Genomic DNA, 21,088 nt, shown 5'->3' with positions numbered 1-21,088 from the left:
AACCCGCGACGCCCGGCGTCGGCCCGTAGCCCTTAACCATTCACCTCACCCCTGAACCGCCCGGTTCCCCGCGCCTTGCCCGTTGGAATCTACGACCCCATCACAAGCCCGCGCGCCGGGCCCGCTGCCGTACCGGCGCGAACGGCCGCCCGAAAGTGGCATCATTCGCTATACAACTGTCCTTTAATTGCCGCCAAGGCCCCTGCGCGGGCCGTCGTCACCGCCGCTCCCGGAGTCCGCAATGCCCACGTCCCTGATCGATTTCCTCGCCGGCGGATTGGCCCAGGCCAGTTTCTGGGAGCTGGCCGGGTACTTCCTGGTGGTGACCCAGCTCACCATCATGTCGGTGACCTTGTACCTGCATCGCTCGATGGCGCACCGCTCGGTCGATTTCCATCCCGCGCTCGCCCACTTGTTCCGCTTCTGGACCTGGCTCACCACCTCGATGATCACCAAGGAGTGGGCGGCGATCCATCGCAAGCACCACGCCAAGTGCGAGACCGAGGAAGACCCGCACAGCCCGCAGTTCAAGGGCATCGACACGGTGATGTGGCGCGGCGTGGAGCTGTACCGCGAAGCGCGCGCCGAGCGCGAGGACATCGAGAAGTACGGCAAGGGCTGCCCGGACGATTGGATCGAACGCAAGCTCTACACCCCGCACGCGACCATGGGCCCGGTGCTGCTGCTGGTGCTGAGCTTCGCCCTGTTCGGCGCCGCCGGCGTGGCGATCTGGGCGCTGCAGATGGTGTGGATTCCGTTCTGGGCCGCCGGCGTGGTCAACGGCCTGGGCCACTGGTGGGGCTATCGCAATTTCGAAACCACCGACACCGCGACCAATCTGACCCCGTGGGGCTTCTGGATCGGCGGCGAAGAACTGCACAACAACCACCACGCGTTCCCCAGCTCGGCCAAGTTCGCCCTGCGCAAGTGGGAGTTCGATATCGGCTGGACGGTGATCCGCGGCCTGAGCGTGCTGCGCCTGGCCAAGGTGCTGCGGGTGGCGCCGTCGCTGGACGTGCGCCCCAACATCGCCATGCCCGACAGCGAAACGCTCAAGGCGCTGCTGGCGATCCGCTTCCAGGCGATGACCGACTACTACCGCAACGTCACCTTGCCGGCGCTGCGCGAAGAAGCCGGCAACGCCGGCGACCGCATGCGCTCGTTGCCGCGCCGCCTGCGCAAGGGCCTGGCCGACGGCGGCCGCTGGCTCGACGACGGCGCCCGCACCCGTTTGCAGAACTGGGTCGACGAACGCCCGCGTATGGCCACCCTGGCCGATTTCCGCCAGCGTCTGGCGCAGGTGCTCGACGACCGTTCGCACGACGCGCAAGCCACCCTGCAACGTCTGCACGCCTGGTGCGTGGAGGCCGAAGCCAGCGGCATCCACGCGCTGCAGGCGTTCTCGGCGCGGTTGAAGGGCTACGCGCTGGCGCCGGCGCGCTACTGAGCCCACGCCCCGGCGGCGATGGAAAAACCCGCGCAGCGATGCGCGGGTTTTTTATTGTGCCGGCAGCCGCAAAACCGGATGCGGGTAACGGATCGACGCGCCAGCGCGGCGCACAGTAGGCCGCCGGTCCGGACGGCCCGGCGCAATCGCCACCCGACGGCGCGTTCGCACAACGCGGACGGTCGCCGGTGCGCGCATCCATCAAGGAGAAATGCGATGAAGATGTTCAGGATGAAACGCTACAACGCCATGGTGTTCGCCGCAGTGTTCGCCGCCGCGGCCGGTTTCGGCATGGCCCATGCCGACAACGGCGACAGCTTCGGCTGTCAGCCCTGGCCGGGCTGCGATTTCGGCGGCGGCTGGGCGTTCTGCTGCGTGCCCGAATAAGTTCGGCTTCGACGACCTGCAAGGAATACGGCCGGCCGCGCGTCGGTCCGGCCATCGTCGTTCACAAGGAGAGAATCGATGAAGTCGCAATCCAGTCGTCGCATCAAGTATTTGCTGTTGGCGGCGGTGTTCGCCGCCGGTATCGGTTTCGGCGCGGCCCAGGCCGATAACAAGTACGCCGAAGGCTGCGCGCCCAAGTCCGGTTGCCAGTTCGGCGGCACCCGTTTGGCTTGCTGCATGGACGACAGCTGATCCCCGGCGCCGCGCGGCCCTGGTGGCCGCGCGGCGTTTTTACCGGGTCCGCTTCGCCGGGTCCGCGCGCGCCCCTTGCTTGCGCCGCGCCGCCGCGTCAGGCTGCGCCATCCCCCGCCGCCGATCCGCCATGCGCCAGCGACCGATTGCCTTCGCGCTCCGCCTTTGTCTGTGCTTGTGCCCGGCGGTCGCCGGCGCGCAGGTCGTGACTTCCACCGGCGACTACCTCTCGCGCATGGACGTCGACGGCGACGGCAAGATTTCGCTGACCGAGTACCAGGATTGGCTCAGCTACGCCTTCGATGCGATGGACGCCAACCACGACGGCGTGCTCGATGCGCAGGAACAACCGGCGCGCGGGCGCGGCGCGGGATCGGCGTTGACCCGCGAGCAGCATCGGCAGACCTTGGCCGAACGTTTCCGCAAGCAAGACCGCAACCACGACGGTTGGCTCGACGCGCGCGAACTGGCTTCGCCGCCGCAATAAGCGCTTGACGTCGCTGCGCGCGCGCAACCGGTGCGCAGCGCGTCGCGTCGATTCCCAGGCACGCGTCGCAATGCCCGGATCGCGCGATTGCCGCATCGCGATCGCCGGTGTTTACTAACCGGCTATGGAATACGCACTGCCCCAAGGCGAACTGGACGATCTGTTCGCAGGCCCGCAATCGGTCGCCGGCGAGCACCGCCGCGAACTCATCGACGAAGTGGTCGAACAACTGCGCCGCCGCCACGGCGAGCGCTTGCTCGCGGTGGCGCTGTACGGCTCGACCGCGCGCGACAGCGACGGCCCGTACTCGGACATCGAACTGTGGGCGGTGCTCGACGACGGCGCGTTCGGCGAGGACTTCGACGAGTCGCTTGAGTGGGTGCACGGCCGCGGCAAGGCCGAGGTCAATCTGATGTCGCGCACCGCGGTGGAGGCCTACGCGCGCGAGGTCGATGAGCACTGGGCCGTGAGCCACGGCCAGTTCGTGCACGCGCGCGCGCTGTGGATCGCGCCGGACCACGGCACGCTGGTGGAAACGCTGCGCTCGCTGGCCGCGCATCCCGACGATGCGCAGGTCGATCAGGCGATGGCCGAGGTGGTGGTCGGCGAGTTGTACGAGACCCTCGGCAAGCTGCGCAATCGCTATGCGCGCAAGCCGCTGGCGTTGCTGGCCGGCGGCTTCGCCTACGATCTGGCCTGCCTGATCGGCCTGGCCGAACGGCACGTATTCGTATCGGCCGGCAGCATGTTCGACGAAGCCGCCGATCTGCCCGCGCCGGACGGCACCCTGGCCTTGTTCCAGTTGGTCGCCCAGGGCGATCTGAGCGATGAGGCGGCGGTGACGGCGGCGATCGAGCGGGTTTGGGCCGGCTTGCAGGCCTGGGCCGGCGAAGTGGCTTTGGATGCGGCGCTGTTGCGGCGTTGCGTGGCGGGCCAGCGCTGAATCGTCGTCGGCCGCGCTGGCGGCCGCGCGGATGCGCGACCAAAGGCACTGGATTCCCGCGTTCGCGGGAATGACGATAGGGTCAGTTCACTGCCCGGCGCATGCGCATGCCGATGTTGCTGCATCCCTGGATCCACGAAGCACGCCTCGCGCTCGCGCGCGGCGGCGGTTGGCGTCGCTGGCGGATGCGCGCGGCGCTGGTGGCCTTGGGCGTCGCCGCGGTGGTGTGCTTGCGGCTGTGGAGCGCGGAAGCCGCCGCGTTGCCGGCGGCGCTGCCGCGCTTGATCGCGCAACTGCCGTTGCCGTTCGGACTGCTGGCGCTGGTGTTCGCCTATGGCTTGGCGCGCGGGCGCTTGATCGCGCTGGACGACACCCTCCGCCACGGCTGGTGGGCGGCCGCGCCGATCGAACCGGCGCGCGCCACTCGTACCTTGGTAATGCTGACGCTGATCGCCGGATTGGCGGCGATGCTGGTGGTGGCCTTGGCGCTGGCCGTACTCGGCGGCGATAGCCAGGCCCAACGCGGCGCCGGCGCGATTCTGATCGCGGGCGTGGCGCTCGGCACCGCGCTCGGTTTGATTTCCGCGCTGCGCCATCGCCGGCATCCGGCCCGGCGCATGCGCGAAGGCGCGCGCCAGCCGTTGTTCGGTCTGACTTGGCTCGACGACGCGCGGCTGCCGCACGTCAGCGATTGGCAACGCCGTGAAGCGTTGCTGCGTTGGCGTCGCGGCGGCCATGCGTGGATGATCGGCGCGGTGCTGTTGGCCATGCCCGGCTCCACCGGCGCGGCCAGCGGCGCGGGCGTGTTGCTGATCGCCATCGCCCTGGCCTGGTTCAGTCTGGTGGTGCAGGCCTGCGCCGAGGCGAGCGCGGATGCGGAAAGGTTGTTGACCAGCACCGCGCGCGCGCCGCATGCCTTGGCGCGCGCGGCCTGGCGCTATCCCGCGTTCGCGTTCGCTTGCGCGGCGGCGTTCGCCGCGGCCGGCGCCGCGCTGTTGTCGCTGGGCTGGCGCGCCGCGCCGGTGTTGCTGGCGATACTGGCGGTGCTGTGCTTGCCGGCGCTGCGTTCCTTCCATCGGGGCGCGCCGCGATGACCGCGATGTTGGAACTGCGCCGGCTGCAGCACCGCTACGATGAGCATGCGGTGTTGCACGGCATCGATCTGAGCCTGCCGGCGGGCGAATTCGCCGCCTTGATCGGCCCCAACGGTTCGGGCAAGACCACCTTGCTGCATTGCCTGGCCGGCATTCAGCGGCCGAGCGGCGGGCAGGTGCTGATCGGCGGCCACGACATCGCGCGCACGCCGCTGCCGGCCAAGCGCTTGCTCGGCTTCGCGGTCGATCCGGCGCGCTTGCCGCCGCTGCTCAGCGGGCGCGAATGCCTGCGTCTGTTCGCCGGCGCGCGCGAGTTGAGCGAGATACCGGCAGCGACGTTGGCGCTGGCCGACACCTTGGCGTTGACGCCGATGCTGGATCGGCGGATCGGCCAATACTCGCTGGGCACGCGGCAGAAACTGGCGATCGCGCTCGGCCTGCTCGGCGAACCGCCGCTGCTGGTGCTGGATGAGCCGCTCAACGGGCTCGACCCGCTCAGCGCTTATGCGCTCAAGCGGCACCTGCAACAGCTCGCGCGCGAGCGCGGCACCACGGTGCTGCTGGCGACGCATTCGCTGGACGTGGCCGAGCGGTTCATCACCCGCGCGGTGCTGTTGATGGACGGGCGTTTGCGTCGCCAATGGTCGGCCGATGAGCTCGATGCGATCCGCGCCGATCCGCGCCGTTCGCTGGAGCAATCGATGGTCGAGGCCTTGGCCGATTCCGAGCCGCCGCGTTGATGGATGTCCGAATGTAGGAGCGGCGTCCCACAGGGATTTCCTTCGGTCACAAGCCGCGACCGCGACATCGGGCTTGCGTCGTTTGTGCGGTGTCGCGGTCGCGGCTCGCGCCGCTCCTACAGGGGGCTTCAGGTCGCCGCTCGGTATTCGGGCTGCCAAGGGCGGGTTTTCGTGAAGTCCGCATCTTCGCTAACTGCTACCATGCGCCCGTTCGCAGAAGAGTGGCGCCGGCCCGCAGGCCGCCGAAGGCGCAGGCTCCCATAATCGCTCAGGCTCGGCCGTCAGGCCGGAACACTGCAACGACATCGCCGATCTGGAGAGAGGCCGCCATGCGGCCCACCGAAGGGGCAAGCGGCCGCCGGCGCGAGCGTCGGGCCGCCCAAACTCTCAGGTAAAAGGACAGCGGGAGCGGCGCCGCGGCTCAGGCCTCGGAGACGACTGTGCGATGCGCGGCGGATGCCGCGCGTTCGCGCGCGCGATGCGGTGGCTGCCATCGCTCACGCCCGTTCGTTTTCGTCGCCGTCGCCGCGGTTCCCCCGTGTTGGTCCGACGGAGTTCCGCCGTGTTGCTGCAAATCATCTACCTCATCGCCATCAGCGCCGAAGCCATGACCGGCGCGCTGTCCGCCGGGCGTCGGCGCATGGACCTGTTCGGCGTGGTCATCATCGCCAGCGTCACCGCGCTGGGCGGCGGATCGCTGCGCGACATCGTGCTCGGTCACTACCCGCTGGGCTGGGTGCGCCATCCCGAGTACCTGGCCTACACCATCGGCGCGGCGATCGCGGCGACCTTCCTGGCCAAGAAGCTGCACTATCTGCGCCGCGCGTTCCTGTGGCTGGACGCGCTGGGTTTGATCGCCTTCACCCTGATCGGCTGCACGGTCGCGCGCGAGGGCGGGCACCAGCCGGCGATCGTGGTGATCGCCGGCATGCTCACCGGCGCGTTCGGCGGGGTGCTGCGCGATGTGCTGTGCAACGAGATTCCGTTGGTGTTCCAGCGCGAGTTGTACGCGGTGATCTCGTTGCTGACCGGCGTGGCGTATCTGTTGCTGCTGCGTCTGGGCGTGGCCGAGAACGCGGCGATGCTGGCTTGCCTGGGCGCCGGTTTCGCCTTCCGGCTGCTGGCGATCCGCTACGAGTGGGAGATGCCCAAGTTCGTGTACCAGTAAGCGTTACTCGGCCAATACCTGGGCGACGCGTTCGCGCAGTGTCGGCACCAGTTCCCGTTCGAACCACGGATTGCGCTTCAGCCACAGGTTGTTGCGCGGACTGGGGTGCGGCAGCGCGAGCAGACTCGGCCAGTGTTCGCGCCATGAGGCGACCGCCGCGGTCAGCGACGCCGCGGCGGGCAAGTGGCGCGCTTGCGCGTACTGGCCGACCGCGAGGGTCAGCCGCAGGTTGCGCAGATGCGGCAACAACTTGGCCTGCCAGGTCGGCGCGCATTCCGGGCGCGGCGGCAGATCGCCGGACTTGCCCTTGCCAGGGTAGCAGAACCCCATCGGCACGATCGCCACGCGCGCGGCATCGTAGAACCTCGTCCGATCCAGCCCCAGCCAATCGCGCAAACGCTCGCCGCTGGCGTCGTCGAACGGAATGCCGGACTCGTGCACCTTGCGTCCCGGCGCCTGCCCCGCGATCAGAATCCGCGCCCGCGCATCGGCCTGCAGCACCGGCCGCGGCGCATGCGGCAACTGCGCCGCGCAGACGGTGCAGGCGCGGATCTCGCGCAGCAGGGCGGGCAAATCGGCCATGCGTCTATCGTACTGCGCGACCAGAAATTCGGTACCCAAAACAACACCCGCCCCCAACTAAACCCCACCGAAGGATTCCCCCCTTTGAAAAAGGGGGGCTAGGGGGGATTCGCTCTTGCTCTTCATCCCCGCGAATGCGGGGATCCAGGGCTCTATCGCGACATATCTCTGAAGTCTCTGGATCCCCGCCTTCGCGAGGATGACGATAGGTGAGAGGCGTTAAGGCTAATCGCCCTATCGATTCGCGATCCCAACCACCTGCCCCAAAAAACTACGCCGGCTCAAGGCCGGCGCAGTTTCATCGAATCAAGCCCACCCGCTTACGCGGTGATATCCCGATCCTTGGTCTCCGGCAAGAACAACGCCCCGATCACCACAGTCATCGCCGCGACGACGATCGGATACCACAACCCGCTGTAGATATCGCCGGTAGCGGCGACGATGGCGAAGGCCGTGAACGGCAGGAACCCACCGAACCAACCATTGCCGATGTGATACGGCAACGACATCGAGGTGTAGCGGATCCGGGTCGGGAACAACTCGACCAGCCACGCCGCGATCGGCCCGTACACCATGGTCACCAACAGCACCAGGAAGGTCAGCAGCACGATCACCATCGGCGTGTTGATCTGCGCCGGATCGGCCTTGGCCGGATAACCGGCGGTCTTCAACGCTTCGCTCAATTGCTTGCCGAATTCCTCCGACTTGGCCTTGAACGCCGCGCTGTCGAGCGCTTCGCCCTCGAAGCTGGTCAACGACGCCGCGCCGATGCTGACCGTGGCGACGCTGCCGGCCGCGCCGGGCGCGTTGTTGTAGGGAACGCCCTTCTTGGCCAGCGCCGACTTGATCACGTCGCAGGATTGCTTGAACGCGGCCTTGCCGACCGGGTCGAACTGGAACGCGCAACGCTGCGGATCGGCGGTGACGGTGACCGGCGACGCCGCGACCGCGGCTTCCAGCGCCGGGTTGACGTTATGGGTGAGCGCCTTGAACACCGGGAAGTAGGTGAACACCGCGATCAAACAACCGGCCAGCACGATCTTCTTGCGCCCGATCTTGTCCGACAGCCAACCGAACAGGATGAAGCCGCCGGTCGCCAGCGCCAACGCGATCGCGATGAAGATGTCGGCTTGATTCGGGTCCATGCCCAAGGTCTTGGTCAGGAAGAACAGCGAGTAGAACTGGCCGCCGTACCACACCACCGCTTGACCGGCGGTCGCGCCGAGCAGCGCGAGCAGGGCGATCTTGCCGTTGCGCGAGAAGAAGCTCTCGGTGATCGGCGCCTTGGAGGTCTTGCCTTCGGCCTTCATCTGCTGGAACAGCGGCGACTCGGCCAACTGCATGCGGATCCACACCGACACGCCGAGCAGCAACACCGAGAACCAGAACGGGATGCGCCAGCCCCAGGCTTCGAAGTCGTCCTTGCCCAGCCAGTTGCGGCAGGCCCAGATCACCATCAGCGACAGGAACAGGCCGATCGTCGCGGTGGTCTGGATGAAGCTGGTGTACAGGCCGCGCTTGCCGTTGGGCGCGTGCTCGGCGACGTAGGTGGCCGCGCCGCCGTATTCGCCGCCGAGCGCGAGGCCCTGCGCCAGGCGCAGCACGATCAGGATCACCGGTGCGGCGATGCCCATGGTCGCGTAACTGGGCAGGATGCCGACCAGGAAGGTCGACAGGCCCATCAGCACGATGGTGACCAGGAAGGTGTACTTGCGTCCGATCATGTCGCCCAGCCGCCCGAACACCAGCGCGCCGAACGGCCGCACCGCGAAACCGGCGGCGAACGCGAGCAGGGCGAAGATGAACTGGCTGGTCTCGTTCAAGCCGCCGAAGAACTGCTTGCCGATGATGACCGCGAGCGAGCCGTACAGATAGAAGTCGTACCACTCGAACACGGTGCCCAGGCTCGAGGCGAAAATGACTTTCTTGTGACCTTTGGTAAGCGGCGTGCTGGAGGGCGACGCCTGTGTCGCGGTGCTGGACATATCTGTTCCCCCGAACAGTGGGAAGGAGCGGGTCGTGGCCCGCCGAGATTTACTTCTGGTCAACCGGTGCTGTGGATGCGAAAGCGAGTGCGGGTTGGGTTGCCATGCTTGTTTTAGTGCTTGGGTTGCTTTGATTTCTTCTAGTGCATCTAGCGTTTCTAGTGCTTCGATTGCGATGCCAGCTTCGAGCTGGAGGCGAATCCCCAGCCCGTCATTCCCGCGAACGCGGGAGTCCAGTGCCTTTCGTGCGAGAACGTTTGAAGTCGCTGGATTCCCGCGTTCGCGGGAATGACGGGACGGGGAACGACGAGCGGGGGGCGGCGACGTGGCCGCTCCCACCCGTCGAACCATCAGAAGCTGTACTTCACATGCGTCTGCAACCGATTCAACTCGCCCTTGTCGCCGCTTTCGATCTCGCGCTGCCCCCAGATGTACTCCGCGCCGATATCGAGCTTCGGAATCGGGGTGTAGATCAGGTTGACGTGCGCGGACTGCGCCGACTTGGTGATGCCAAGGCCGGTGAGCGCGGTGTTGTTGTCGTACTGCGCGCGCGAGTAGAACAGGTTGCCGCGCAGCTTCGGGCTGAACACGTGTCGCCAGCCGACGAAGCCGGAGATCAGGTCGATGTTCTCCAGATCGCCGGCGCCGTCGAGCACCGCGTCGTTGTTGAGCGCAAGGCCCACATAGCGGCCGATGCCGCTGCCGGCGGTGACCATGTAGCGCAGATCGTCGCTGGCGCCGAGGTTCCATTTGCCCGACACGCTGAGGCCATAACCGGAACTGGAATCGTTGACCCGTCCGGCCTGGTACTTGAGCTGACGCGCCAAGGCGCCGACGCTGAAGTGGCCCCAATCGCCCTTGGCGGTGTAGCGCGCGGTCACGTCCGGCACCGCGCCGTCGTCGCCGGCCACTTGCGCCATGTTGCCGCGGAACGGGGTGTAGACGGTTTCCGGGTTTTCGATCGAGAACGACCACGGGCCGCTGGTGTAGCGCAACTGCGCCTGACGCACGAACACCGTGCCTTCGGTCGGGCCGAGGAAGTCGACCGTATCGGGCAGCGCGTTGGCGTCCTGGAAGTTCGACCAGGTCTGACCGGCCAGCCACTTGTTCCAGGTCACGTAAGCGTGGCGCAGGGTCAGCGCATAAGTGTTGGTGGCGATTTCGTTGCCGGTGAAGGCGGTCGAGCCGCCGCCGAACAGATCGAATTCCAGGTAGCCCTTGAGCTTGTCGCCGCTTTCCAGGTCGGTGTCGGCGGCGAACCAGAAGCGCGAGAAGTTCGCGCCCATGTCGGTGTCGGCGCTGCCTTCCTTGCCGTTGCCGCCGCCGACCGGAATGGCCTTGGGCACGTAGAACAAACGGCCGACCGAACCGTCGGCGATATCGCCGTCGTTGGTCGAGGTGACCGAGGAATCGAGCTTGATGAAGCCGCCGTAGCTGAAACGCGTGCCCGGGTTGCCGGCAGTGCTGATGGTGGTGGCCTGGATCGGATTCTTGACCGGCGCCGCCGCGACCGCCGGCGCGCTGGCCTGCGCGGCCTTGACCTCGGTGACCTGGGTCTGGACCTGCTGCTGTTGCGAGACCAACTGCTGGACCATGCGCTCGAGTTCGACCACCCGCGCTTCGAGTTCTTTTTCTTTCGCGGTCTGGGCCAAGGCCACGCCGGGCAGCATCAGCGCGACCAGCAAGGCGCAGGCCAGCGGTCGCCGCCGGATCGTCGCGCGCGCCGCGGCGCTGCGTGTGAGCACGCTAGTGCAAGTCATGATTCCCTCCCAAGGAACGCCGCCCGAACGGTGCGGCCGCAGGCAGCCTCGCGCCGGCGTCGGCCGGCCACCATTCGCCATTGGTCGAAAACGGCAACCTGTCTGCGCGGCTTACGACCAAGGTCTAAACCGGGGCCTCAGCGAGGTTTGTTGCGATGCGGCACACTGTCGATCCTGCCGTCGCCGCGTCCATCGCCGGCCTCGAGCGCGCCACGGGACCGACCGGGCAAGACCTGCCGGGCGTCGCCTGCGCTATAAAAACACCCTTGCCTGTTTCGACTACGCCAGCCTTCCGGAGCCGTCCATGAGCCACCCCGCCAGCGTCTATCCCATCGACGAGGCCTTCGCCGCCAAGTCCCGGTATGCACGCGAAGACTATGAGCGCCAGTACGCCGAATCGGTCGCCGACCCGGACGCGTTCTGGGGCCGCATCGCGCAGCGGCTGGAGTGGTTCAAGCCGCCGACCAAGATCAAGAACGTCAACTACGACCTCAACGATTTCCGGATCAAGTGGTACGAGGACGGCGAGCTCAACGCCAGCGTCAACTGCCTGGACCGGCATCTGGCCGCGCGCGGCGACAAGACCGCGCTGCTGTTCGAACATGACGATCCCAGCCTGCCGGCCGAGCCGATCAGCTACCGCGAGCTGCACGCGCGGGTCTGCCGCCTGGCCAATGCCCTGCGCAACCTCGGGGTCAAGAAGGGCGACCGCATCACCATCTACCTGCCGATGATTCCCGAGGCGGTGGTGGCGATGCTGGCCTGCGCGCGGGTCGGCGCGATCCATTCGGTGGTGTTCGGCGGATTCGCGCCCAACTCCATCGCCGACCGCATCGCCGACTGCGCCAGCAAGCTGGTGATCACCTCCGACGAAGGCCTGCGCGGCGGCAAGAAGATCCCGCTCAAGGCCAACGTCGACGCGGCGCTGAAACTACCCGGCACCAACTCGGTCGAGACCGTGCTGGTGGTCCGTCACACCGGCGCCGCGGTCGACATGCAGATGCCGCGCGACCGCTGGTACGAGGCGGTGGTCGAAGGCCAGCCGGACACCTGCGAGCCCGAGCGCATGAACGCGGAAGACCCGTTGTTCATCCTCTACACCTCCGGCAGCACCGGCAAGCCCAAGGGCGTGCTGCACACCACCGGCGGTTATCTGACCTACGCCGCGTTCACCCATGAAGCGGTGTTCGACCTGCGCGAGGACGACGTCTACTGGTGCACCGCCGACGTGGGCTGGGTGACCGGCCACAGCTACATCGTCTACGGCCCGCTGGCCAACGGCGCCACCGCGCTGGTGTTCGAGGGCGTGCCCAACTACCCGGACGTGTCGCGCTTCTGGAACGTGATCGACAAGCACAAGGTCACGATCTTCTACACCGCGCCGACCGCGATCCGCGCGCTGATGCGCGACGGCGACGAACCGGTCAAGAAGACCTCGCGCGCGTCGCTGCGCTTGCTCGGTACGGTCGGCGAGCCGATCAATCCCGAAGCCTGGCGTTGGTACTTTGAGGTGGTGGGCGATTCGCGTTGCCCGATCGTCGACACCTGGTGGCAGACCGAAACCGGCGGCATCCTGATCACGCCGCTGGCCGGCGCGATCGACCTCAAGCCCGGTTCGGCGACCAAGCCGTTCTTCGGCGTGCGCCCGGCTTTGGTCGACGCCAATGGCGGCGTGCTGGAAGGCGAGGCCGAGGGCAATCTGGTGCTCACCGATTCCTGGCCGGGGCAGATGCGCACGGTCTACGGCGACCATCCGCGTTTCATCGAGACTTACTTCAAGACTTATCCGGGCAATTACTTCACCGGTGACGGTTGCCGTCGCGATGCCGATGGTTATTACTGGATCACCGGCCGCGTCGACGATGTCATCAACGTCAGCGGCCACCGTATCGGCACGGCTGAGGTGGAGAGCGCGCTGGTGTCGCATCCCAAGGTCGCCGAAGCGGCGGTGGTGGGGTTCCCGCACGATCTGAAGGGGCAGGGCATTTACGCTTACGTGACCTTGATCGCGGGCGAAGCGCAGAGCGATGAGTTGCGCAAGGAACTGGTGGCGTGGGTGCGCAAGGAGATCGGGCCGATCGCCACGCCGGATCATCTGCAGTGGGCGCCGGGGCTGCCGAAGACGCGCTCGGGCAAGATCATGCGACGGATTTTGCGCAAGATCGCGGAGAATGCGCCGGATCAGTTGGGCGATACCAGCACCTTGGCGGATCCGTCGGTGGTGGAGAGTTTGGTCAACGAGCGGCTTGGAAAATAGTCGGGCGGGTAAGAGCAAATCCCCCCTAGCCCCCCTTTTTCAAAGGGGGGAACAGCAAGCCAGTGGTTACGGATCCGTCATCGCCTCGGGTTCCCCCCCTTTGAAAAAGGGGGGCTAGGGGGGATTTGCTCTTAGCCCCGAAGCCGCCGCGCAACCACCCGATAAATCTCCTCCATCACCGCCTCCGTCTCCCGCAACACCTGCAAATTGTCGAACCGCACCACCATCAACCCCAGCGAACCCAACGCCGCACTCCGCCGCCCATCCGCCTCAAGCCCCAACGGCGTCAGATGCTGCGACCCATCGACCTCCACCACCAACCCCGCAGCCGGCGCATAAACATCCACGATGTACCCCAACAACGGCTTCTGCCGATAAAACTGCACCCCCAACACCTGCTTGCGCCGCAGCCCATACCAAAGCCGCCGCTCCGCCGCGCTCATCCCGGACCGCAGCCCGCGCGAAGGATTTCTGAGACGCCGTTCATAGGGCTGCATGGCCCTATTGCGCCACCTTCACCCATCGTCCAATAGCCGCCGACACCCCGGTTGGCCGTAAGATTTCCGCTGAAAGCATCCTCGGCCCATGCCCCGCCGTGCGCCGCCGCAACCTCGCAGTACCGTTTCGCCACCAGGCTCGCCCCCATGCCTACTTTGTTGATCGCCGACGACCACCCGCTGTTCCGCGAAGCCCTGCGCGGCGCGGTGGCGAGGGTGCTGCCCGACGCGGCCTTGCGCGAGGCCGACAGCGTCGACGCGCTGTACGCCCTGGTCGAGGCCGAATCCGACGCCGATCTGTTGCTGCTCGATCTCAACATGCCCGGCGCGCAAGGCTTCAGCGCCCTGGTCCACCTGCGCGCGCTGCATCCGCAACTGCCCATCGTGGTGGTGTCCGCGCGCGAAGAACCGGCGACCATGCGCCGCGCGCTCGATCACGGCGCGGTCGGCTTCATCCCCAAATCCGCCGACGCCGCCACCCTGGGCGAAGCTTTGGCGCGCGTACTCGACGGCGACCGCTGGGCCCCGGCCGCGGCGCTGGCCGCGCCGGCCGCCAACGCGGAAGAACACGACGCCGCCCAGCGCCTGCGCGATCTGACCCCGCAACAGTTCCGGGTGCTGCAGATGCTGGGCGCGGGCCTGCTCAACAAGCAGATCGGTTACGAACTGGGCGTGTCCGAGGCGACGGTGAAAGCGCACGTGACCGCGATCCTGCGCAAGCTCGGCGCCAACAACCGCACCCAGGCGGTGCTGATCGCCGGGCGTTTGGCCTTGGATCCGGGGGCGATCGTGCCGCCGCCGGAAGAGGCGGATTGATCGTAGCGGCCATGATCGCCACAGCCGGCAGCCGCGGACTCGGCAAGATCGGGCGTGCGATGAGCGTCGGCGCGGTCGCGTTGATGCTGTTGTCGCCGCTGGCGTGCGCGGCGGCAGAGCCGGCGCTCGAATGCGATTTCGATCAGGCCTATTTGGCCAAGCGCCTGCAACAGGCGGCGTCGCGCAACGGCGGCGCGAGGCTCGATGCCGCCGACAAAACCGCGACTTGGCGCTTGCGCAACGGCGAGACCGTGCAGGTAACGCACGGCGGCTGCGTCGATCTGGGCACCACGGTCCGGCTGATCTACGCCAAGGGGCGGCCCGCGCCGTCGCGCGAGGCGGCGGTCGAACGCATCATCGGTATCGCCGAGCGGTATTGGAGCGCCGCCGATGCGCGCCGTATCGAAGCCGCTTATCGACGCGGAAAGCCGCGCGAACGACAGATCGATCCGGGCAAGATCGAGTTGTCCGGCGCGCTCGATCCGGTCGGATTCTCGTTCGAATTCTATATCCTGCTTTCCGGCAGCGAAGTGGAGTTGAGTTGGCAGGAGGCTTGAGGCCGCCGCGGCCGCGCAGCGGCCCAGCGCGCCGATCACTCGCCGTCGGCGATACGTGTGCGCCCTAACCCTAGTTCGCGCATCGCCGTCGCATAAGCGCGGTCCAACTGCATGACCCGCAAGTGCGCTTGCCGCCGCGCTTTGGCGCCTTGGCGCGCTACGCGTTCGGGCGCGTGCTCATCGCGGCGTACTCGATGCGCGGCTTCGATGCTGTCGCGATCGGCGTCGTGGGCGACGCCGAGTACTTCATGCCAGGGCGGATCGGCTTCGAACGGCAGCGGCGACAACGGCGTGTCGTCATGACGCGATCGCGCGCGCCACGCGAAGGCCAACGCGCAGCCGAGCGCCGCAGCGAACAGGGCGATCAGCAATCCGGCGAACGAAGACATTGCGCTAGCGATGAGGATGGTTGCGGGGCGCGGCCAACGCAGTATCGATGCATGCCTCAGACCCGCGCCGTCGGCCGCTGCGCCGCCAAAAACGCCCGCAACGACGCCGGCTTGATCGGCTTGGTCAGCACCCGGCAGCCGCGTTCGCGCGCGGCCAGCTTGAGCGCGTCGCTGCCGTCGCCGGTCAGCAGCGCTGCCGGCAGCGGGGCGCCGAGGCGTTCGCGCAGGGCGTCGATGGTGGCCAGGCCGTCGAGGCGGTCGTGCAGGTGGTAGTCGACCAAGGCCACGTCGGGGTTGTTTTCCAGCAGGGCCAGCGCGTCGTCGACGGTCGCCGCCAACAGCGCGGTCGCGCCCCAGCGGTCCAGCAACGCGCGCATGCCGTCGAGGATCTCGCGGTCGTTGTCGATGCACAGCACGCGCAAGCCCGCGAGCGAATCGCCCAGGCCGGGATGCGCGGTTTCCAGCGGCGCCGCCGGGCGCAGCGCTTGTCCGCACGGCACCGTGATCGAGAACACGCTGCCGTAGCCGATCTGCGAACGCACCCGCAGCGGATGGTCGAGGGTGCGGGCGATGCGCTGACAGATCGACAAGCCCAGGCCCAGGCCGCGTTCGCCGCCGGTGCCGGGTTGGTCGAAGCGGCGGAACTCATCGAAGATTTGTTCCAGATGGTGCTCGGGAATGCCCGGGCCGGTGTCCCAGACCTGCAATTCGACCCGGCCTTGTTCGGGCCGCGCGCGCGCGGCCATCAACACGCCGCCTTCGCGGGTGTAGCGCAGCGCGTTGGCGAGGAAGTTCTGCAAGGCCCGGCGCAGCAGGCGGCGGTCGCTGCGCACCGGCATCGGTTGCAGCGGTGCGCGCACCCGCAGTTGCAGGCCGCGGCCGGCGGCGCTGGGCGCGTACTGCGCGGCCAGTTCGCGCAGCAGTTCGCCGGCATCCAGATCGGCCGGCTCCGGGCGCAGCGCGCCGGCGTCCAGGCGCGAGATGTCGAGCAAACCGTCGAGCAGATCCTCGGCCGCGCGCAGCGAGGCGTCGACGCGTTCGGCCAGCCGGCGCTGCTCGGCGGTGTCGTCGCTTTCGCGCAGCGCGGTGGTGAACAGGCGCGCTGCGTTGAGGGGTTGCAGCACGTCGTGGCTCACTGCGGCCAGGAAGCGGGTCTTGGATTGCTGCGCCGACTCGGCTTCCTGGGTGCGTTGTTCGACCCGCTGCTCCAGGGTTTCGTTGGCCTCGCGCAGCGCGCGTTCGGCGCGTTTGTAGTCGGTGACGTCGCTGTAACTGGTGACGTAGCCGCCGCCGACCAGCGGCCGGCCGACCATTTCGATCACTTGCCCGTTGGCGCGCACCCGCTCGAACACGTGCGGCGCGCCGGCGCGCAAGTGGGCCAGGCGGCGGCGCACCAGTTCGTTGATGCTGTCCTCGTTCAACGGCCCGGCGCCCATTTCGCCGCGCTCGGCGTTCCAGCGCAGCAGATCGGCGACCGGGCGGCCGACGTAGAGCATGCCGTCGGGATAACCGAACAACTCCTGATAACGGCGGTTCCAGGCGACCAGCCGCATTTCCGGATCGACCACGCTGACGCCCTGGCTGATGTTCTCCAGCGTGGTCGACAGCACCTGCCGGTTGAAGCGCAGTTCCTGATTGGCTTCATCGAGCAAGGCCACCACTTCGCCCAGTTCCATGCCCGAACCGCGCAGCGCGCTGGTCAAGGTCAGGCGCGCGGACGCCGCGCCGATCGCCGCGGCGAGCAGGCGTTCGGTGAATTGCGCCAGCGCGCGGTCGGCCGGTTGTTCGGGTTGCCATTCGCGGCCTTGCTGGCGCGCGTAGTCGACGAAGGCGCGGCGCGCGTGACGTTCGCCGACGATGCGTTCGGCCAGCGCCAGCAATTCGCCGCTGCGCACGCTGCCGGCCCAGCCGCCCGGGCCGAGCGCGGGACGGCGCACATACGGATCCAGGAACGGCGCGGCCAGCAATTGCTCCTGCAGGCGCGGGCGCTGGCGCACCGAGACGAACAGGAACGCGCCGATGTTGAACAGCAGCGACCAGAACGTGCCGTGGGTCAGCGCATCCCAACCGACCAGGCCGAACAATTGCTCCGGCCGCAGCCAGACTAGGTCGAGCGGGCCGTTGGCGATCCAGCCATCGCCGATCCAGCCGCCGCGCGCCAACGCCGGCAACAGCAGCGTATACACCCACACCACCGTGCCGGCGAACAAACCGGCGACCGCGCCCGAGCGGCTGGCGCCGCGCCAGTACAGGCCGCCGATCAAGGCCGGCGCAAACTGGGCGACCGCGGCGAACGCCAGCAAACCGTGCTGGGCCAGACCGTTGGCGCCGATCGAGCCGCGGTGGTAGGTGTAGGCCATCAGCGCCAACAGCACGATGGTGACGCGGCGCACCCACAGCACCTGCCGGTCGATGCCCGGGCTTTGATGCGGCGCGCCCTCGTGCAACACGCCGCTGCGCAACAGCAACGGCATCACCAGATCGTTGCTGACCATGGTCGACAGCGCCACCGACGACACGATGACCATGCCGGTGGCCGCGGAGAAGCCGCCGATGTACACCATCAACGCCAGCGCGCGCTGATCGAGTTGCAGCGGCAAGGCCAGCACGTAAGTGTCCGGCGACACCCCGCTGCCGCCGAGCATGGCCTGGCCGGTGAGGGTGATCGGCACCACCAGCAGGCTGATCAGGATCAGGTATCCGCCGAACAACCAGCGCGCCGAACGCAGATCGTTGGGATCCTGACATTCGACCACCGCGACGTGGAACTGGCGTGGCAGGCAGACGATGGCGGTGAAGGCTAACAGCGTCTGGGTGGCGAATCCGGCCGGCAGGCCCGGTTGCATCACTACTCGCGCGGCTTGCTCGACCCGTTCCGGATAACTGCCCAATCCGGGCAGATGGATCAGCGCGAACACGCCGATGGCGATGAACGCGATCAGTTTGACCAGCGATTCCAGCGCCACCGCCAGGACCATGCCGTGGTGGTGCTCGGTCGCATCGACCCGGCGGGTGCCGAACAGAATCGCGAACACCGCCAGCATCATCGCCACGTAGAACGCCGGGTCGGCGAACAAGCCCGAGTCCGAGGGCACGCCGGCCAACACCTCCACGCTCATCGCCACCGCTTTGAACTGCAGCGCGACGTAGGGCACCGCTGCGGTCAAGGCGACCGCCGCGACCAGCGCGGCCAGGCCCGGTGCGCGGCCGTAGCGCGAAGACAGGAAATCGGCGATCGACACGATCCGGTGTTCGCCGGAGATCAGCACCAACCGCTCCAGGATGCGCCAGCCGAACAGCAGCATCAGCAGCGGGCCCAGATAGATTGGCAGGAAGCCCAGCCCGGTGCGCGCGGCGGTGCCGACTGCGCCGTAGAAGGTCCACGAGGAGCAGTACACGGCCAGGGCCAGCGAGTACACCGCCGTGCGCAGCCAGCGCGCGCGCGGCGAGCGTTCGCGCTGGTCGCCGTAGTAGGCGACCGCGAACAGCAGGCCGACGTAGCCGGCCGATACCAACAGCAGGATCCAGCCTGGGATCAAGGGCGCGGTTCGGGTGGTGAAGTGGGACGAGTGTACGGCTTTGGGGTGAGGGCCGGACCTGTCCCTTCTCCCGCTAGCGGGAGAAGGTGCCCGCAGGGCGGATGAGGGGCGGTCAGGTCGCGAAAGTCATCGTCATCCTGCGGCCCTCACCCCAACCCCTCTCAGCCTTGCACACCCTTCGGGCGCCGCAAGCGGGAGAGGGGCTAAAGCAGCGGCGTTGTTGTTCCCTTCTCCCGCTAGCGGGAGAAGGTGCCCGCAGGGCGGATGAGGGGCGATCAGGTCGCGAAAGTGATCGTCATTCCGGGGCCCTCACCCCAACCCCTCTCCCGCTAGCGGGAGAGGGGCTAAAGCAGCGTCGTCGTTGTTCCCTTGTCCCGCTAGCGGCGACCGAAGGGAGCGCAAGGCTGAGAAGGTGCCCGAAGGGCAGATGAGGGCCGCCCCGCCGTGCTGCCCCGCGCCATCGCCAACGCCCACCGCCTGAACACCGGCCACGCCCCGCACACACGACCTGAGCGGACCATCAAGCTTCCGCACCGCGCCGTGACGGAATCCACCGGGGTCACGGTTTCGCCGCCGCGTATTTGCCAGTGTCGGCCCCGCGCGCAGAACCCGACGCGTTTGCGCGCGCCACCTCAATCCACCACTCACGGCGCAGCAATCGCCACGCACTCCGCCGCCCGCGCGGCGCGGAGGCGCGCGTCCATCGTTTCCGTTGATTTCGCGCCGTCGTCACCGATCCCAGGAGGGAACAGCGAATGAAGTACGGATCTTGCAAGTACGGATACTCGAAGTCGTTCGTGCCCGCGTTGCTGGCCAGCGCGCTGTGTCTGGCGCTGCCCATCGCCGCCTTCGCCCAGACCGAACCGGTCGCGCCCGCGCCGCTGAAGATCGCCGATCAGCGCAACGTCGATCTGCGTCTGGGCGCGCAACCCGGCTCCAAGCAGGCGCCGATCAAACGCGCCGAAATCCGCACTGCCGACGCCTCTTTCATCAAGGTGCATTTCGACCGCTTCTCGCTGCCGGCCGGCGTGACCCTGGAGGTCGCCAGCCCCGACGGCCGCGAGGTGTATCGCTACAGCGCGCAGCAACTCGGCCCGCACACCGTCGCCGCCGATCTCGGCCAGGACGGCAAGACCAGCTTCTCGGCGATGTCGATCAGCGGCCCGGTCGCGGTGCTGCGTCTGGTCGGCACCGCGCGCGAACCTTGGCGCGCCGATCACGGGGTGAGCGTGTCGCGCTATCTGGAAGGCTATCCGGAAGACATGCTGCCGGATCTGCAGAACGAAGGTCTGCTCGGCGGCGACGTCGGCGGCAAGTCCATCTGCGGCACCAACAACAAGCAGCACGCGGCCTGCTATTCCAGCAGCGACACCCAAGCCTTCAACGGCTCCAAGCCGGTCGCGCGCGCGGTCATGAGCGGCGGCAGCCTGTGCACCGCGTGGCGGGTGAGTTCGAGCAACCGCATGTTCACCAACAACCATTGCATCAGCACCGCCGCGGGCGTGTCCGGCGCCGAGTTCTGGTTCAACTATCAGCGCAGCACCTGCACCGGCACCGCCACCGCGCCGGTGACCAAGGTCGCCGGCGATGCGATGCTCAAGACCGATGTCACCCTGGACTACACGCTGTTCACGGTGAAGAACTTCAGCACCATTTCCAGCTTCGGCTTCCTCGGTCTGGACCCGCGCGCCGCGGTCGCCAACGAAGGCATCTTCATCGCCGGCCATCCGGGCGGGCGGGTGAAGGAGCTCAGCGTCGCCGACACCCAGAACAGCGGCGGCAAATGCCGGGTCGATGCGCCCAGCGTGACCGGCAACGCGCCCAACAGCGATGTGGGCTATTACTGCGACACCGAAGGCGGCAGCTCGGGTTCGCCGGTGATCGCGCGTTCCAGCAGCAAGGTGATCGCGCTGCATCACTTCGGCGGTTGCTTCAATTCCGGCGCGAAGATGTCGTTGATCTGGCCGCAGGTATCGACCCACTTCGGTGGCGTGATTCCCTGACATCGCTGCTGCGTAGCGCGAAAACCCGCCGGAAACGGCGGGTTTTCGTTTCGTGGAATGAACTGTTCAGGCCGCTGCGTCGCGCTGCGTTCACACCTCGCGCACAGCCGCAGTGCGGCACGGATTCAAGTTCCGCACATCCACCGGTCGAATCCGATCGCGATCACGTTTGCGCGCCCGATCGG

At 67.5% G+C, this 21,088-nt stretch carries 18 protein-coding genes and 1 riboswitch; of the genes, 12 read left to right on the top strand and 6 right to left on the bottom strand.

The window, feature by feature from the left end:
- Positions 1-241 precede the first annotated feature (241 nt).
- The 8 genes from V7787_RS20625 (at position 242) to V7787_RS20590 (ending at position 6,518) form a co-directional block, all read left to right on the top strand.
- A complete protein-coding gene (locus V7787_RS20625; protein ID WP_336089419.1) occupies positions 242-1,447 on the top strand; it encodes a DesA family fatty acid desaturase in 1,206 nt (401 codons plus the stop codon).
- Positions 1,448-1,663: 216 nt separating this feature from the next.
- On the top strand, positions 1,664-1,834 hold the full coding sequence (locus tag V7787_RS20620) for a hypothetical protein (protein WP_336089417.1): 171 nt from the start codon (positions 1,664-1,666) through the stop codon (positions 1,832-1,834).
- 78 nt (positions 1,835-1,912) lie between these two features.
- Entirely contained in the window at positions 1,913-2,086 is a 174-nt protein-coding gene (locus tag V7787_RS20615; protein WP_336089416.1) for a hypothetical protein, read from the top strand.
- Positions 2,087-2,291: 205 nt separating this feature from the next.
- Complete coding sequence (locus V7787_RS20610) at positions 2,292-2,573, top strand: hypothetical protein (protein ID WP_336089415.1); 282 nt, start codon at positions 2,292-2,294, stop codon at positions 2,571-2,573.
- 124 nt (positions 2,574-2,697) lie between these two features.
- A complete protein-coding gene (locus V7787_RS20605; RefSeq protein WP_336089414.1) occupies positions 2,698-3,516 on the top strand; it encodes a kanamycin nucleotidyltransferase C-terminal domain-containing protein in 819 nt (272 codons plus the stop codon).
- A 107-nt stretch (positions 3,517-3,623) separates the two neighbouring features.
- A complete protein-coding gene (locus V7787_RS20600) occupies positions 3,624-4,610 on the top strand; it encodes a hypothetical protein (protein WP_336089413.1) in 987 nt (328 codons plus the stop codon).
- Complete coding sequence (locus V7787_RS20595) at positions 4,607-5,350, top strand: ABC transporter ATP-binding protein (protein WP_336089412.1); 744 nt, start codon at positions 4,607-4,609, stop codon at positions 5,348-5,350. The genes V7787_RS20600 and V7787_RS20595 overlap by 4 nt, the downstream gene beginning before the upstream one ends.
- A gap of 303 nt (positions 5,351-5,653) precedes the next feature.
- Positions 5,654-5,761: riboswitch (glycine riboswitch) on the top strand.
- 151 nt (positions 5,762-5,912) lie between these two features.
- Positions 5,913-6,518, top strand: coding sequence for a trimeric intracellular cation channel family protein (locus V7787_RS20590; protein WP_336089411.1), 606 nt, complete (start codon positions 5,913-5,915; stop codon positions 6,516-6,518).
- 3 nt (positions 6,519-6,521) lie between these two features.
- Here V7787_RS20590 and V7787_RS20585 read toward each other — a convergent pair whose 3' ends face one another.
- The 3 genes from V7787_RS20585 to V7787_RS20575 all read right to left on the bottom strand — a co-directional run bounded on the left by V7787_RS20585 (position 6,522) and on the right by V7787_RS20575 (position 10,845).
- Positions 6,522-7,100, bottom strand: a complete 579-nt coding sequence (locus tag V7787_RS20585) for a uracil-DNA glycosylase family protein (protein WP_336089410.1) — start codon at positions 7,098-7,100, stop codon at positions 6,522-6,524.
- A 320-nt stretch (positions 7,101-7,420) separates the two neighbouring features.
- On the bottom strand, positions 7,421-9,085 hold the full coding sequence (locus V7787_RS20580; protein ID WP_336089409.1) for an MFS transporter: 1,665 nt from the start codon (positions 9,083-9,085) through the stop codon (positions 7,421-7,423).
- A 350-nt stretch (positions 9,086-9,435) separates the two neighbouring features.
- Positions 9,436-10,845: a DcaP family trimeric outer membrane transporter gene (locus V7787_RS20575; RefSeq protein ID WP_336089408.1), complete on the bottom strand. Its 1,410-nt coding sequence runs from the start codon at positions 10,843-10,845 to the stop codon at positions 9,436-9,438.
- Positions 10,846-11,149: 304 nt separating this feature from the next.
- On the opposite strand from V7787_RS20575, the gene acs reads away from it, so the two are divergent.
- Positions 11,150-13,102 carry an acetate--CoA ligase gene (acs, locus tag V7787_RS20570; protein ID WP_336089407.1) on the top strand — a complete coding sequence of 651 codons (1,953 nt, stop codon included), beginning with the start codon at positions 11,150-11,152 and terminating at the stop codon, positions 13,100-13,102.
- 131 nt (positions 13,103-13,233) lie between these two features.
- Here the strand turns inward: acs and V7787_RS20565 are convergent, their stop codons facing one another.
- Positions 13,234-13,599, bottom strand: coding sequence for an endonuclease domain-containing protein (locus V7787_RS20565; protein WP_336089406.1), 366 nt, complete (start codon positions 13,597-13,599; stop codon positions 13,234-13,236).
- Positions 13,600-13,746: 147 nt separating this feature from the next.
- Between V7787_RS20565 and V7787_RS20560 the strand changes: the two genes are divergently transcribed.
- Complete coding sequence (locus V7787_RS20560; RefSeq protein WP_336089405.1) at positions 13,747-14,415, top strand: response regulator transcription factor; 669 nt, start codon at positions 13,747-13,749, stop codon at positions 14,413-14,415.
- An 11-nt stretch (positions 14,416-14,426) separates the two neighbouring features.
- Positions 14,427-14,972, top strand: coding sequence for a hypothetical protein (locus tag V7787_RS20555; RefSeq protein ID WP_336089404.1), 546 nt, complete (start codon positions 14,427-14,429; stop codon positions 14,970-14,972).
- 35 nt (positions 14,973-15,007) lie between these two features.
- Here V7787_RS20555 and V7787_RS20550 read toward each other — a convergent pair whose 3' ends face one another.
- Positions 15,008-15,361: a hypothetical protein gene (locus tag V7787_RS20550; RefSeq protein WP_336089403.1), complete on the bottom strand. Its 354-nt coding sequence runs from the start codon at positions 15,359-15,361 to the stop codon at positions 15,008-15,010.
- A 56-nt stretch (positions 15,362-15,417) separates the two neighbouring features.
- Positions 15,418-18,900: a PAS domain-containing hybrid sensor histidine kinase/response regulator gene (locus V7787_RS20545; RefSeq protein WP_336089402.1), complete on the bottom strand. Its 3,483-nt coding sequence runs from the start codon at positions 18,898-18,900 to the stop codon at positions 15,418-15,420.
- Between the two features lie 755 nt (positions 18,901-19,655).
- On the opposite strand from V7787_RS20545, the gene V7787_RS20540 reads away from it, so the two are divergent.
- Positions 19,656-20,903, top strand: a complete 1,248-nt coding sequence (locus tag V7787_RS20540; protein WP_336089401.1) for a trypsin-like serine peptidase — start codon at positions 19,656-19,658, stop codon at positions 20,901-20,903.
- Positions 20,904-21,088: the final 185 nt, after the last annotated feature.

Source organism: Pseudomonas sp. CGJS7 (assembly GCF_036961695.1).
Note: the sequence above shows the minus strand (reverse complement) of the source record. Positions and strands in the feature narration are given on the sequence as shown.

Coding starts and splice junctions, on each gene's coding strand:
- V7787_RS20585 (WP_336089410.1), bottom strand. CDS start 7,100: ATGGCCGATTTGCCCGCCCTGCTGCGCGAGATCCGCGCCTGCACCGTC.
- V7787_RS20605 (WP_336089414.1), top strand. CDS start 2,698: ATGGAATACGCACTGCCCCAAGGCGAACTGGACGATCTGTTCGCAGGC.
- V7787_RS20615 (WP_336089416.1), top strand. CDS start 1,913: ATGAAGTCGCAATCCAGTCGTCGCATCAAGTATTTGCTGTTGGCGGCG.
- acs (WP_336089407.1), top strand. CDS start 11,150: ATGAGCCACCCCGCCAGCGTCTATCCCATCGACGAGGCCTTCGCCGCC.
- V7787_RS20565 (WP_336089406.1), bottom strand. CDS start 13,599: ATGCAGCCCTATGAACGGCGTCTCAGAAATCCTTCGCGCGGGCTGCGG.
- V7787_RS20620 (WP_336089417.1), top strand. CDS start 1,664: ATGAAGATGTTCAGGATGAAACGCTACAACGCCATGGTGTTCGCCGCA.
- V7787_RS20560 (WP_336089405.1), top strand. CDS start 13,747: ATGCCTACTTTGTTGATCGCCGACGACCACCCGCTGTTCCGCGAAGCC.
- V7787_RS20550 (WP_336089403.1), bottom strand. CDS start 15,361: ATGTCTTCGTTCGCCGGATTGCTGATCGCCCTGTTCGCTGCGGCGCTC.
- V7787_RS20555 (WP_336089404.1), top strand. CDS start 14,427: ATGATCGCCACAGCCGGCAGCCGCGGACTCGGCAAGATCGGGCGTGCG.
- V7787_RS20540 (WP_336089401.1), top strand. CDS start 19,656: ATGAAGTACGGATCTTGCAAGTACGGATACTCGAAGTCGTTCGTGCCC.
- V7787_RS20580 (WP_336089409.1), bottom strand. CDS start 9,085: ATGTCCAGCACCGCGACACAGGCGTCGCCCTCCAGCACGCCGCTTACC.
- V7787_RS20625 (WP_336089419.1), top strand. CDS start 242: ATGCCCACGTCCCTGATCGATTTCCTCGCCGGCGGATTGGCCCAGGCC.
- V7787_RS20575 (WP_336089408.1), bottom strand. CDS start 10,845: ATGACTTGCACTAGCGTGCTCACACGCAGCGCCGCGGCGCGCGCGACG.
- V7787_RS20600 (WP_336089413.1), top strand. CDS start 3,624: ATGCCGATGTTGCTGCATCCCTGGATCCACGAAGCACGCCTCGCGCTC.
- V7787_RS20595 (WP_336089412.1), top strand. CDS start 4,607: ATGACCGCGATGTTGGAACTGCGCCGGCTGCAGCACCGCTACGATGAG.